Below are 12,092 nucleotides of genomic sequence, written 5' to 3'. Positions count from 1 at the left end.
AGCCTGCGGTTCCGGCGTTGATGCGGGAAATGCATGAGCCGTTCCGGCTATACGCTGAACGCATGGATCTGCGGCAGCTGCGGGCGTTCGTCGCGGTCGTGGACGCGGGCACGTTCACCGACGCGGCACGGGAGCTCGACCTCACCCAGGCGTCGGTGTCGCGGGCCGTCGCCGCACTGGAGTCCTCACTGGGCGTGCGGCTGCTGCAGCGCACGACCCGGCACGTCGCACTGACCACGGCAGGCACCCAGGTGCTCGCCGGCGCGCGGCGGGTGCTGGACGAGGTCGCGCACCTGCGCCGGGTCGCCGCGCGGTCGTTGACCGAGCTGCGCATCGGCTACGCCTGGTCCGCGCTGGGCAGGCACACCCGGCGCGTCCAGAAGGCCTGGGCCGCAACGCATCCCGGCCTGCCGCTGGTGTTCGTGCAGTCGAACTCGCTGACCGCGGGCCTGGCCGAGGGCACCGCCGACGTCGCGGTCGTGCGCAAGGCCCTGGACGACCCGCGCTTCGAAACGGCGCTGCTCGGCACCGAACGCCGCTACGGCGTGGTCGCCACCGACAACCCGTTGGCGCGCAAGCGTTCCCTGTCGCTCGCGGACTTCTCGCGGTACGGGATCGCCGTCGACGACCGGACCGGAACGACCACTTTGGACCTGTGGAAACCGGGTGCCGCGCCTGCCGTCGTCCGCAACACGAACAGCGTCGACGAGTGGCTGACGCTGATCGCCGCCGGGCAGGCCGTCGGCATGACGTCCGAGGCCACCGCGAACCTGAACCCGCGCCCCGGCGTGGCCTACCGGGCCGTGAAGGACGCGCCGCCGATCGCGGTGTGGCTCGCGTGGTGGAAGGACCAGCCGCCGCAGCACCTCAACGACCTCGTCGCGCTGGCGTGCGAGGCGTATCGCGGCTGAAGAGCTCGTGCACCACCGCGATCAACGCCCTGGCCGCGGCGGTGGGCGCGCGCCCGGCGGGCCTGGCCAGTCCGAGCGGCCACCTCAGGTCCGCACCGGTGACCTTCAGGGTGCGGACGCCCTGCGCGTCTCCGAGGATGTAGTTGGGCAGCAGCGCGACGCCGAGGCCGTGCCGCACGTAGTCGACTCCGGTGAAGATGTCCGACATCTCCAGGGTCACCCGCCGCGGCACCACCGCCGCCGCGAACGCCCGGTCCGCCACGGCCCGGTTGCCGTAGCCCACCGGTGAGTCGATGAAGTCCAGGCCCGCGAGGTCACCGATCGCGACCTCGGACCGGCCGGCCAGCGGATGGTCGTCGGGCACCACCAGGTCCATCACCGAGCAGGCCAGCTCGTCGAGGGTGATCCCGGCCGGGACCTCACCCGGCAGCGAGACGAACGCGAGGTCGAGCTCCCGGTCCAGCAGCCGCTCCACGAGCCCCTGCGACCCCGAGGTCGCCGCGCTCGTGCGCACCAGGACGCCGGGGTGGCGGCGGTGGAACTCGCCCAGCAGCGCGGGCAGGTCGATCAGGGTCATCGCGGTGAGCGTGCCGAGCCGGACCGTGCCGGTGATCGCGCCCTTGACCTGGGCGACGGCGGTTCTCGCCTCGGTGGCGGCGTCGAGGACCGCCCGGGCCTTCGGCAGGAGCGCCTCGCCGGCGTCGGTCAGCAGGACCCGCTTGGAGTTGCGGTCCAGCAGGGTCGTGCCGAGCTCGCGTTCGAGGGTCTTGACCGCGGCCGAGACCGCGGACTGCACGACGTGCACGCGGGCGGCGGCACGGGTGAAGCTGCCTTCCTCGGCGATCGCGACGAAGTACTCCAGCTGACGGAGGTCCACACCAGCGAGTATCTCAGAAAGTGATGATCACTAGTTGCAACTTTCGTTGGACGTGATACTCCGAGGCGCGCAGGGTGGTGGCATGTCCTTGCTCCTCGAACCGCGCGCCGCCCGGCGACCGGTGTCCGGTCCGCGTCACGCCATCGGCTTCTGGGTGGTCGCGGCGGCGTTCATGACCGCGATGGCCTACTCGACCGTCCCGGCGCCGCTCTTCCCCCTCTACGTCGCCCGCGAGGGCTTCTCGACGTTCGCCATCACCGTCGTGTTCGCCGCCTTCGCGGCCGGCGTCGTGATCAGCCTCCTGCTCGCCGGTCACGTGTCGGACTGGGTGGGCCGCAAGACGATCCTCGTCCCCGCGCTGGGTCTTGAGGTCGTGTCCGCGCTGCTGTTCCTCAGCGGCACCGGGCTGCCCGTGCTGATCCTCGCCCGCGTGGTCAACGGCCTGGGCGTCGGCATGATCGCCGCCACCGCGACGGCGTACCTGGCCGACCTGCACGCACACCACCGCCCGGACTCCTCGGCGCACCGCTTCGAGATCGTCTCCACCGCCGCGAACATCGGTGGCCTCGGTGTCGGCGCACTGGTGGCGGGTGCGCTGGCGCAGTACGCGGGCTCGCCGCTGAGCACCCCGTACGTCGTGCTGGCCGTGCTGCTGGTCGTCAGCATGATCGCGGTGGCGCTCGTCCCGGAAACCGTCACCCGCCGCCAGGTCCGCTACCGCCCGCAACGGATCAGCACGGGCCACGGTGCCGCCGGACTGGGTGCGTTCTCCGCGTTCGCGGTGTTCGGGGTGTTCACGTCCGTCTCGCCGGGCTTCGTGGCAGGCGAGCTGCACCACCCGTCGCGGACGCTGGCCGGGCTGGTCGTGTTCACCGTGTTCGGCGGCGCCGCGCTCGCCCAGACCCTCACCGGCGGCCTGTCGCTCCCGGCACGGCGCAGGCTCGGCCTGGCCGCCCAGGCGAGCGGTGTGCTGCTGGTCGTGGCCGGCATGTACGCGACGAGCTTCCCGCTGTTCCTTCTCGGCGGCGCGATCGCGGGCGTCGGTGCGGGCGTGCAGTTCAAGGCGGCGATCGGGGCCGTCGCGGCGACGACCGCGCCCGCGCGGCGCGGCGAGGCGCTGGCGGGGCTGTTCTTCGTCGCCTACCTGGGGATGAGTGTGCCGTCGCTGTCGATCGGTCTCGCGACGCGGTTCCTGGACGCCACCACCGTGATGACGTGGTTCGCCGCGATCCTGCTGGTGGTCCTGGCGGGGGTGGCCGCGCCGGCCGCTCCACGGCGGTCCTGACAGCTCAGTCGATGTGCACCTTGACCGGGTGACGAACGTCCTGCGGGCACACGAAGACGTTCAGGTTGCCCTCCTTGCCGAACACCCACTCGACGTCGTCCCCGGACGGTTCGCACGTGCCGAGCGACAGGATCTGGCGTTGCACCGCCGCACACCCCGGGCACTCGAACGTCAGCGGGCCGGAAGCGTGCCACGCGGTCCAGCCGCCGATCTTCGTGCCGTCCGAGGCCGGCGGCAGGTCCCACAGCTCCTCGGGACGCTCGGACGCGTGCGGGTACTCGACGTACCGGATCGGCTCGAGCACGTTGACCGTGGGAACGTAGAGCTCCTCCTGCTCGGAGGGCTGGGGTTCCTCCTCGATCAGCTCGACCACCGACGACGAGTCACGCCACACGAGCCGCACGTCGGGGCCGGGCACATCGTGGTCGAGCGTGCAGAGGAACACCTGCAGCAGGTCGGCGCCCTCGGGGAACGGCAGCTCGGGGAAGTCCCGCGCGTACAGCTGAACCGCGCCGACGAACGGCTGCCCGTCGGCGTCGCACCACGGCCACGGGTCGTCGATCGGCCACAGCATCGGCCCGCCGATGTGGCTGTCGGCGTCCGTCGGATCGCCTTCCAGCGGGTTCAGCAGGACCGCGGGCCTCGCCCAGTTCTCCTTGCCCATGGCGTAAGAGCTAGCAGAAGGCGGCGGCCGGTCGCTCCCGGCCCCTCGCAAGAGCAATGCCAGGAACTCAAGGGGCGACGCGTTGCGCCGCCCCTCGCAGGCAGGCTCGCCAGACGTATGGCCACGTGGATGAAGGCGCCCTTCATCCACCCCAGGTGGAACAAAGAGCCCTTCATCCACCATTGCGGCCACCTCGGGCGCGGCACCAACCGGCAGGACACAACCCGCCCCAGCACCCTCAAGTTCCTGGCATCGCCCGCAAGAGGGACCGGGAGCGACCCGGATCAGTCCGTTCCCGACTCGATCGCCGCCGCGTCGAGCAGCGCGTCGGCCGCGGACACCTCGCCGCGCGAGGCGATGGCCTCCGCGCCGCCGTCCGGGACGTCGCCGATCAGCTTCGTCGGTTCCGGCTGGGCCGAGATGAGCGCCGACTGCCGGGTGCCGACCATGCCGAGACCCGCGAAGAGCTCCAGCTTGGCGCGCGAGTCCGCGATGTCGAGGTTGCGCATGGTCAGCTGGCCGATGCGGTCGACCGGGCCGAACGCCGAGTCCTCGGTGCGCTCCATCGACAGCTTGTCCGGGTGGTAGCTGAACGCCGGGCCGGACGTGTCGAGGATCGAGTAGTCGTCACCGCGGCGCAGCCGCAGCGTGACCTCGCCGGTGATCGCGGCGCCGACCCAGCGCTGCAGCGACTCGCGCAGCATCAGCGACTGCGGGTCGAGCCAGCGGCCCTCGTACAGCAGCCGGCCGAGCTTGCGGCCCTCGTTGTGGTAGGCGGCGACGGTGTCCTCGTTGTGGATCGCGTTCACCAGCCGGTCGTAGGCGATGTAGAGCAACGCCATGCCGGGCGCCTCGTAGATGCCGCGGCTCTTGGCCTCGATGATGCGGTTCTCGATCTGGTCGGACATGCCCAGACCGTGGCGGCCGCCGATGGCGTTGGCCTCCAGCACGAGGTCTACGGCGCTGCCGAACTCCTTGCCGTTGATCGTGACGGGACGGCCCTGGTCGAAGCCGACCGTCACGTCCTCGGTGGCGATCTCCACCGACGGGTCCCAGAACTTGACGCCCATGATCGGCTCGACGATCTCGATGCCCTCGTTGAGCAGTTCGAGCGACTTGGCCTCGTGCGTCGCGCCCCAGATGTTCGCGTCGGTCGAGTAGGCCTTCTCGGTGGACGCGCGGTAGGGCAGGCCGCGCTCCAGCAGCCACTCGGACATCTCCTTGCGGCCGCCGAGCTCGGTCACGAACGCCGCGTCGAGCCACGGCTTGTAGATGCGCAGCGACGGGTTGGCGAGCAGGCCGTAGCGGTAGAACCGCTCGATGTCGTTGCCCTTGTAGGTGGAGCCGTCGCCCCAGATCTGGACGTCGTCGTCGAGCATGGCGCGCACGAGCATGGTGCCCGTGACCGCGCGCCCGAGCGGGGTGGTGTTGAAGTACGCGCGGCCACCGGAGCGGATGTGGAACGCGCCGCACGCCAGCGCCGCGAGCCCCTCCTCGACGAGCGCGGACCGGCAGTCCACCAGGCGCGCGATCTCGGCACCGTACGTGCCCGCGCGGCCGGGGACCGTGTCGATCTCAGGTTCGTCGTACTGACCGATGTCCGCGGTGTACGTGCACGGCACCGCGCCCTTCTCACGCATCCACGCGACCGCGACGGAGGTGTCGAGACCACCGGAGAAGGCGATGCCGACGCGTTCGCCGGCGGGAAGTGAAGTGAGCACCTTGGACACGTTGAGAATTATGCACGACGATGTATGAGCATGCACATCGGGGGTCTGTTAGTTGCGCCTCAGCGCGCCGGAGACCGCGTTCGGCCAGGTGAACGTTTGCAGATCACACCCGGCCGCACCACTGCGGGAACTCCCGGTTCGGCGAAGATTTGGCCAACTGGCTGGACGTGAACGCCGTTCATGTACCAGCTTCTGCCTCGCAAGCCTCTCCGCTCCCCTGCCCAACCGGAAACGAGGCACCGTTGAGGAAGAAGCTCCTACCCGCGCTGGCCGGCGCGCTCCTGCTCACCGCACTGCTCCCCGGCGTCGCGCTCGCCGACCCGCCGCAGGCCATCCCCGCCAACTTCACGGCGGACGACGGCAAGTGGCAGCCGGCGTTCGACTACGACGGCGACGGCTGCTACCCCACGCCGGCGATCTCGCCGACCGGTCAGGTGGCGACGGGACTGAAGAACTCCGGCGCGCTGAACGGCCAATGCCACGACAGGTCCGACCTGGACAACACCAACTCCTACAGCCGGTCCAAGTGCAACAACGGCTGGTGCGCCTACCTGTACGACCTGTACTTCGAGAAGGACCAGGCCGTGCCGGGCTGGGACTGCTGCGGTCACCGGCACGACATCGAGCACGTGGTCATCTGGGTGCAGAACGACGTGGCCCAGTACGTGTCGACCTCGGCGCACGGCAAGTTCCACACCTACTCACGTGACAAGGCCGACTGGGAAGGCACCCACGCGAAGATCATCTACCACAAGGACGGCGCGAGCACGCACTGCTTCCGCCTCGCGGGCTTCAACGAGCCGGCCGAGAACCACTACGGCGTCTACCAGTACCCCGCTCTGGTGAGCTGGGACCGCTTCCCGGCCGGGGTGCGCGACATCCTGGTGAACGCCGACTTCGGCCACGCGTCGCTGGCGATCAAGGACAGCGCGTTCAGCTACAACCTGGCCAACGCCAAGCCGGCCGGGATCCCGTTCGACCCGAACGCCTGATCATTTGGCCACGCGGTCAAGCCACTCGGCCAGGAGGGCCCGTTCCGCTGGAGACAGCATCAGGGGCGGGTCCTCCTCCAGTGCCACCCGCAGGGCGATCGCCCGGCTGGGGATGTCGGTCGGCTCGTCCGGCGTGGTGTCGGTCGTGATCGCCCTGATCACCTGCTCGCGCGAGAACGTGATCAGCTCCAGGTCGCGTTCGGCCTCCGGCGTCGCGATCAACGACAGCACGACGCCCATGCCCGCCGCGTGCACGAACTCCGCGGCCTGCCCGACCGGGACCGTCAACCGGCCCACCGCCGCGATGCGGCTGATGATCTCGCGGAGCATCGCGTCCGCTTCCACCCGCGCCGCCCGCTTGCGCGGCTCGCCGTACATCAGCAGGTAGAACGCGGGCCGCGCCAGGCCGAACCCGATGTGCAGCTCCCACCCGCGGCGCAGGTCGTCGACGGGGTTGTCGCTCGCGCCCATCGCGTGCTTGGTCGCGAGGTAGTCGGCGAAGCCGTAGGCCGCGACGGCGTCGAGCAGCCCGTCCTTGTCCCCGAACAGCCGGTACAGCGTCGGCGCCTGCACACCGGCCGCGGACGCCACCGCGCGCGTGGAGACGGCCTCCCTGCCGCCCTCGATCAGCAGCTCGGCCGCGGCCTTGACCAACCGTTCCCTCGCGTCCATGTAACAACGATAACACATCAGGAGTAGCGATGATTCGATATCGATGATACGTTGACTGCGTTATCACTGGAAACGGCAGCTGGGAGCACTGGAATGACTCGCGTTGCGATCGTCACCGGAGGATCGAGGGGCATCGGACGGGCAGCCGCCGAGCGTCTCGCCGCAGACGGATTGGCCGTCGTCATCGTCTACGCCGGCAACCAGACCGAGGCCGGCAAGGCGGTCGGCGAGATCAAGGCGGCCGGTGGCCAGGCCATCGCCGCACAGGCGGACGTGGCCGACGAGGTCGCCGTCGCGGCCGCGTTCGACCTGGCCTCGGAGACGTTCGGCGGCGTGGACGTCGTCGTGAACTCCGCGGGCATCATGCCGTTGGGCACAGTCGCCGACATGGACCTCGAAGTCTTCGACCGCGTCCAGCGCACCAACGGCCGCGGCACCTTCGTGGTGGCCCAGCAGGCCGCGCGAAAGCTGCGCAACGGCGGCGCCATCATCAACGTGTCATCGTCTGTCGTGGGCCTGCGTTTCCCGCAGTACGGCGCCTACGCGATGACCAAGGGCGGCGTCGAGGCACTGACCCTGGTCCTGGCGCGCGAGCTGCGCGGCCGTGACATCACCGTCAACGCCGTCGCCCCCGGTCCCACCGCCACGGCCCTGTTCCTGGAGGGCAAGGACGAGGCGACGATCGACGCCCTGGCGAAGCAGGCGCCGCTGGAGCGCATCGGCTCGCCCGAGGACATCGCCGAGGTCATCTCCTTCCTCGCGGGCCCGGCGCGCTGGATCAACGGTCAGGTCGTGCGTGCCAACGGAGGCATCATCTGATGGGCGAGGTCATCGTCGTCACCGGAGCGTCCCGCGGGTTCGGCGCGCCGGCCGGGCACACGGTCTCCGCGGGCATGCGGGAAACCTCGGCATGCGGTGCCGAGGTCGTGAACGCGACGGGTGCGCGGCGAGTTCCTGCGCCGGGTCGAGCCGGCCGACCTGATCCGAGTCAGGCCCCGGCCAGCAGCGCCGACACGGTGACGAACCGGTAGCCGCGCTCCTTCAGCTCGCCGATGACCGGCTTGAGCGCCTGCCGGGTCTGGTCGCGGCTCGCGTACATCGGGTGCAGCAGGATGATCGAGCCCGGCCGCGTCCGGTCGAGGACGTCCTGCTCGATCTGCGCGGCGGTGGGCGTGCCCGCGGAGTCCGGCTCCACGTCCCACATGATCGTCTTGCGGTGGTGCTCGCTCAGGTAGTGCGGCAACGCGAAGAGCTTCTTGCCGTTGGGCGGCCGGAAGTGGATCTCGCCGGTGTAGCCGGTCCTGCGGATCTGCGCGTCGGTGTCCTCGATCTCCCCGGCCACCGTGCTCGGCAGCACCCCGACCATGCGTTCGTGGTGGTAGGTGTGGTTGCCGATCTCGTGGCCCGCGTCCGCGATCTTCCTGCCGAGCTCGGGGTGCTTCTCCAGGTCGCGGCCGATCAGGAAGAACGTGGCCTTGACCCGTTCCTGGTCGAGCAGGTCGAGCACCTGCTGCGCGCCGGCGGGGTCAGGACCGTCGTCGAACGTCAGCGCCACGACCTTCTCGGTCGTCTCGACCCGGTTGACCAGCTCACCGAAGAACTGGAAGGTGCGGGAGCCGCTGACGTTCCACAGGGTCGCGGCGACCGCGAGCACGACGACGAGACCGACGGCGGTGATGATCGTCGGCTTGCGGCGCAACCACTTCATGCGCTCATGATCGCCAATGCCGCCGTGCCGACGCGCAGCACCCCGTCGTCGAGCGGCACGCACCGGATGCCGCCCTTGCCCCGCAAGGCTTTGAAGGCGCCCGGTGCGATCACCGCGTCCATCCAGGCGCACGGGTTCGCCGGTCGGTGCACCTCGAACCGCACCGAGCCGAGGCGGAAGACCGTGCCGCGGGGCAGCGCGTCCACGTCGAACCCCCGCACCACGACGTTGCGCCGGGCCAGCAACGGATCCACCGGCCACGCGTCCAGCGACTCGACCGCGATCAGCGTCACCGCGGCGTTGCGGTGCGCGGGGTGGTTGAAATAGCGGTCGCCGGCGATCCCGAGCCCGGCGCGGATCTCCACGTGGTCGCGGGAGACGGGCTCGGGGTCGGGACGAGGGCCGTCCGCCGGACGGCCCTCGTAGGCGTGCACGGGTGAGACGTGCAGCGCGACGATCTCTACCTCTCGCCGAGCTGCCATTCCGGCCTCACGTAGTGGCACGTGTACCCGTTCGGGTAGCGCTCCAGGTAGTCCTGGTGCTCCGGCTCGGCCTCCCAGAACTCGGTCGCCTGGGTGACCTCGGTGACGACCTTGCCGGGCCACTTGCCGGAGGCGTCGACGTCGGCGATGGTCGCCTCGGCCACCTGCTTCTGCGCGTCGTCGGTGTAGAAGATCGCCGACCGGTAGCTGGCGCCGATGTCGTTGCCCTGGCGGTTGCGGGTCGACGGGTCGTGGATCTGGAAGAAGAACTCGAGGATCTGCCGGTAGCTCAGCTGCTCGGGGTCGAACACGATCTCGATGGCCTCGGCGTGGTTGCCGTGGCGGCGGTAGGTGGCGTTCGGCGTGCTCGGGTCGCCGGTGTAGCCGACGCGGGTGGAGACGACGCCGGGGTGGCGGCGGAACAGGTCCTGCATGCCCCAGAAGCAGCCGCCCGCGAGAACAGCCTTCTCCGTCACAGTGGTTCTCCTCTGCTCGGTGTGTCACTCAGGAGAACGTTCGGTCTCCACCGGTTCATCCCCGTCGACTTGTGACGTAACTATTACCGATCGCGCCTCGATGACCTCGCCCAGGTAGCGCAGGACGACGGCCACGGCGGCGGCGACCGGCACCGAGAAGAACGCGCCCGCGATCCCGTACAGCGACGTGCCCGCCGTCACGACCAGCAGCACGACCGCCGCGTGCAGGCGCAGGCCGCGCGACTGCAGGATGGGCTGCAGCACGTTGCCCTCGACCTGCTGCACCACGATCACGATGACCAGCATGATGACCGCCGTGGTCAGCCCGTTGCTGACCAGCGCCACCAGCACGGCCAGCGCCCCGGCGACGAACGCGCCGATGATCGGGATGAACCCGCCGAGGAACGTCAGCGCGGCCAGCGGGACCGCGAGCGGCACCCCGAGGATCACCAGGCCGAGCCCGATGAACACCGCGTCGATCAGCGACACGATCGCCTGGCTGCGGATGAACGAGCCGAGCGTCGCCCAGATCCGCTCCAGCACCGTCGTGACGTGCCCGCCCGCGCGCTCACCGATCAGCCCGCGCAGCCACGGCGTGAACCGCATGCCGTCCTTGACGAAGAAGAAGGCCAGCAACAACGCCACCAGCCCGGTCACCACACCGGACGTCACCGCGCCCGCGCCGGTCAGCAGCCCGCTCGCGATCGACCCGATGCTCGACCTGACCTGGTCCACCCCTTGGGCGACGAGCCGGTCGAGGTCGGTGTCGCGCAGGTTGAGCGGCGGCCCCGCCGCCCAGCTCTGCAGCTGCGTCAAGGCGGCCTGCGCGCTCTCCGCGATCTCCGGCACCCCGGACGCGATCGACGACGAGATCGCGGCGATCACCCCCACCAGCACCGCCAGCCCGACGACCAGCACGATCGTCGCCGCCAGCGCCGAGTTCAGCCCCTTCGACATCAGCCACCGGGCAGGCGGCCACAGCACCGTGGTGATCAGCAACCCCAGCAGCACGGGCATCACGACCACCCACAGCTGCCCGACCAGCCACAGGACCATCCAGAAGCCGAGCGCGGCCAGCGCCACCCGCAGACTCCACCGCGCGAGCCAGCTCACGCCGTGCCCGATGGCCTCACCCTTGTCCGCCCACCTGCGATCCCGTTCCACGCCGCACAGTCTGTCGTGATCGAGTCCGGACGGGCGGCCCGACATGCCGCCGAGCACCTGGCCGGAGCCTCGGGGCTCGCCGGTGCCGACCGCGACCGGTGCCGTGGATGAAGGGCGCCTTACTCCACGTGAGGTCGATGAAGGCGCCCTTCATCGACGACGCGCCACACGCGGCCTCCTGCGGTGCTCTCGGCCGCGACGCCCGTCAGCGCAGGCTCGCGGCGCAGTCCAGCACCGTCGTCCGCGCGGGCCTGGGCTGCCAGCCGAGCACGCGCGAGGCCTTGGCGTGCGAGTGGGTGCAGGAGCGGCCGAGCATCGGCACGAGCGGCCGGAGTTCCTTGCTCACCAGCGAAAACGCCCGCAGCAGGAAGTCCGGCAGCTGGCGGGCCGGCAGGTCCAGCGTCCGCGCCACGTCGGCCATCCACATGAACTCGCTGACCGCGATGAACCGCTCCCCCGCCGCGTCCGGCGCGGTCATCGCCCGGAGGTGCAGGTCGGCCACGTCGCGGACGTCGACGATGTTGAGGCCCACGCGCGGCACCGCCGGCATGCCGTCGAGCAGCCGGCCGACCACCCGCACCGAGCCCAGGTTCTCCATCGAGTGCACCGGACCCAGCACCGCGCCCGGCAGCACCGTCGTGAACGTGGTCTCCTTGTCACGCATGAACTCCCACGCGGCGCGCTCGGCCAGCACCTTGGACCGCCGGTACTCGTCGAGCTTCAGGCCGCCGAGGTCCGTCCACACCGTCTCGTCGAACGAACCGGTCGAGCCCGGCGGCGGGGTCGCGGCGGCGCACGAGGACGTCATGACCACCCGCTCGACGCCCGCGTCCACCGCGTGCCGCAGCACCCGAAGCGTGCCGTCGCGCGCCGGGCCGATCAGGTCGTCGTCGCCGCTCAACGGTGACGCGACGTGCAGCACGTACCGCACGCCCTTCATCGCGTCGGCCCAACCGTCGTCAGAGGTCAGGTCCGCACGCACCACCTCGTAGTCACCGGGCACGGCCGGGTGGCGCGTGCGCACCGTCGTGCGCACGTCGTAGCCCTGGCGCAGCAGCTGCTCGATCGTCCAGCCGGCCACGAACCCCGTGCCACCGGTCACCAGAACAGTCACGACACACCTCCGATGCA

13 protein-coding genes are annotated in these 12,092 nt (G+C 70.4%); 4 read left to right on the top strand and 9 right to left on the bottom strand.

Going from position 1 to position 12,092, the window contains the following annotated elements:
* Positions 1 to 62 precede the first annotated feature (62 nt).
* The gene (locus ABZV40_RS09185; RefSeq protein ID WP_355437818.1) at positions 63 to 911 is read left to right on the top strand and encodes a LysR family transcriptional regulator; all 849 of its coding nucleotides are present in this window, start codon (positions 63 to 65) and stop codon (positions 909 to 911) included.
* On the opposite strand, the gene ABZV40_RS09180 is transcribed toward ABZV40_RS09185, so the two are convergent.
* Positions 868 to 1,788: a LysR family transcriptional regulator gene (locus ABZV40_RS09180; protein WP_355437816.1), complete on the bottom strand. Its 921-nt coding sequence runs from the start codon at positions 1,786 to 1,788 to the stop codon at positions 868 to 870. The two genes, ABZV40_RS09185 and ABZV40_RS09180, sit on opposite strands and share 44 nt — an antisense overlap.
* Before the next feature lie 82 nt (positions 1,789 to 1,870).
* Here ABZV40_RS09180 and ABZV40_RS09175 point away from each other — a divergent pair, with 82 nt between their 5' ends.
* Positions 1,871 to 3,073, top strand: coding sequence for an MFS transporter (locus tag ABZV40_RS09175; RefSeq protein WP_355437814.1), 1,203 nt, complete (start codon positions 1,871 to 1,873; stop codon positions 3,071 to 3,073).
* Positions 3,074 to 3,077: 4 nt separating this feature from the next.
* Here the strand turns inward: ABZV40_RS09175 and ABZV40_RS09170 are convergent, their stop codons facing one another.
* Both ABZV40_RS09170 and argG read right to left on the bottom strand, forming a co-directional pair.
* Complete coding sequence (locus ABZV40_RS09170) at positions 3,078 to 3,737, bottom strand: DUF1963 domain-containing protein (RefSeq protein ID WP_355437812.1); 660 nt, start codon at positions 3,735 to 3,737, stop codon at positions 3,078 to 3,080.
* A 284-nt stretch (positions 3,738 to 4,021) separates the two neighbouring features.
* Positions 4,022 to 5,467 carry an argininosuccinate synthase gene (gene argG / locus ABZV40_RS09165; RefSeq protein ID WP_355437810.1) on the bottom strand — a complete coding sequence of 482 codons (1,446 nt, stop codon included), beginning with the start codon at positions 5,465 to 5,467 and terminating at the stop codon, positions 4,022 to 4,024.
* A 242-nt stretch (positions 5,468 to 5,709) separates the two neighbouring features.
* On the opposite strand from argG, the gene ABZV40_RS09160 reads away from it, so the two are divergent.
* Positions 5,710 to 6,459 carry an NPP1 family protein gene (locus ABZV40_RS09160; RefSeq protein WP_355437808.1) on the top strand — a complete coding sequence of 250 codons (750 nt, stop codon included), beginning with the start codon at positions 5,710 to 5,712 and terminating at the stop codon, positions 6,457 to 6,459.
* Here the strand turns inward: ABZV40_RS09160 and ABZV40_RS09155 are convergent, their stop codons facing one another.
* A complete protein-coding gene (locus ABZV40_RS09155) occupies positions 6,460 to 7,131 on the bottom strand; it encodes a helix-turn-helix domain-containing protein (RefSeq protein WP_355437806.1) in 672 nt (223 codons plus the stop codon).
* 93 nt (positions 7,132 to 7,224) lie between these two features.
* On the opposite strand from ABZV40_RS09155, the gene ABZV40_RS09150 reads away from it, so the two are divergent.
* Entirely contained in the window at positions 7,225 to 7,950 is a 726-nt protein-coding gene (locus ABZV40_RS09150; protein ID WP_355437804.1) for an SDR family oxidoreductase, read from the top strand.
* Positions 7,951 to 8,119: 169 nt separating this feature from the next.
* On the opposite strand, the gene ABZV40_RS09145 is transcribed toward ABZV40_RS09150, so the two are convergent.
* The 5 genes from ABZV40_RS09145 to ABZV40_RS09125 form a co-directional block, all read right to left on the bottom strand.
* The gene (locus tag ABZV40_RS09145) at positions 8,120 to 8,839 is read right to left on the bottom strand and encodes a polysaccharide deacetylase family protein (RefSeq protein ID WP_355437802.1); all 720 of its coding nucleotides are present in this window, start codon (positions 8,837 to 8,839) and stop codon (positions 8,120 to 8,122) included.
* Complete coding sequence (locus tag ABZV40_RS09140) at positions 8,836 to 9,321, bottom strand: MOSC domain-containing protein (RefSeq protein ID WP_355437800.1); 486 nt, start codon at positions 9,319 to 9,321, stop codon at positions 8,836 to 8,838. The genes ABZV40_RS09145 and ABZV40_RS09140 overlap by 4 nt, the downstream gene beginning before the upstream one ends.
* Entirely contained in the window at positions 9,300 to 9,797 is a 498-nt protein-coding gene (gene msrA, locus ABZV40_RS09135) for a peptide-methionine (S)-S-oxide reductase MsrA (protein ID WP_109643025.1), read from the bottom strand. Before msrA ends, ABZV40_RS09140 begins: the two co-directional genes overlap by 22 nt.
* Positions 9,798 to 9,821: 24 nt before the next feature.
* Positions 9,822 to 10,961 carry an AI-2E family transporter gene (locus ABZV40_RS09130; RefSeq protein WP_355437798.1) on the bottom strand — a complete coding sequence of 380 codons (1,140 nt, stop codon included), beginning with the start codon at positions 10,959 to 10,961 and terminating at the stop codon, positions 9,822 to 9,824.
* A gap of 205 nt (positions 10,962 to 11,166) precedes the next feature.
* Entirely contained in the window at positions 11,167 to 12,075 is a 909-nt protein-coding gene (locus ABZV40_RS09125; RefSeq protein WP_355437796.1) for an NAD-dependent epimerase/dehydratase family protein, read from the bottom strand.
* Positions 12,076 to 12,092 lie beyond the last annotated feature (17 nt).

The sequence above is a fragment of the Lentzea sp. NPDC004782 genome, assembly GCF_040609115.1.
In the GTDB taxonomy this organism is placed as follows: Bacteria; Actinomycetota; Actinomycetes; order Mycobacteriales; family Pseudonocardiaceae; genus Lentzea.
This window is presented reverse-complemented; position numbering and strand designations above follow the sequence as displayed.

What these genes read in the sequence shown, in the direction of transcription:
- ABZV40_RS09185 (WP_355437818.1), top strand. Translation starts at nt 63, where the DNA reads ATGGATCTGCGGCAGCTGCGGGCGTTCGTCGCGGTCGTGGACGCGGGC.
- ABZV40_RS09175 (WP_355437814.1), top strand. Translation starts at nt 1,871, where the DNA reads ATGTCCTTGCTCCTCGAACCGCGCGCCGCCCGGCGACCGGTGTCCGGT.
- ABZV40_RS09170 (WP_355437812.1), bottom strand. Translation starts at nt 3,737, where the DNA reads ATGGGCAAGGAGAACTGGGCGAGGCCCGCGGTCCTGCTGAACCCGCTG.
- ABZV40_RS09155 (WP_355437806.1), bottom strand. Translation starts at nt 7,131, where the DNA reads ATGGACGCGAGGGAACGGTTGGTCAAGGCCGCGGCCGAGCTGCTGATC.
- ABZV40_RS09150 (WP_355437804.1), top strand. Translation starts at nt 7,225, where the DNA reads ATGACTCGCGTTGCGATCGTCACCGGAGGATCGAGGGGCATCGGACGG.
- ABZV40_RS09145 (WP_355437802.1), bottom strand. Translation starts at nt 8,839, where the DNA reads ATGAAGTGGTTGCGCCGCAAGCCGACGATCATCACCGCCGTCGGTCTC.
- ABZV40_RS09140 (WP_355437800.1), bottom strand. Translation starts at nt 9,321, where the DNA reads ATGGCAGCTCGGCGAGAGGTAGAGATCGTCGCGCTGCACGTCTCACCC.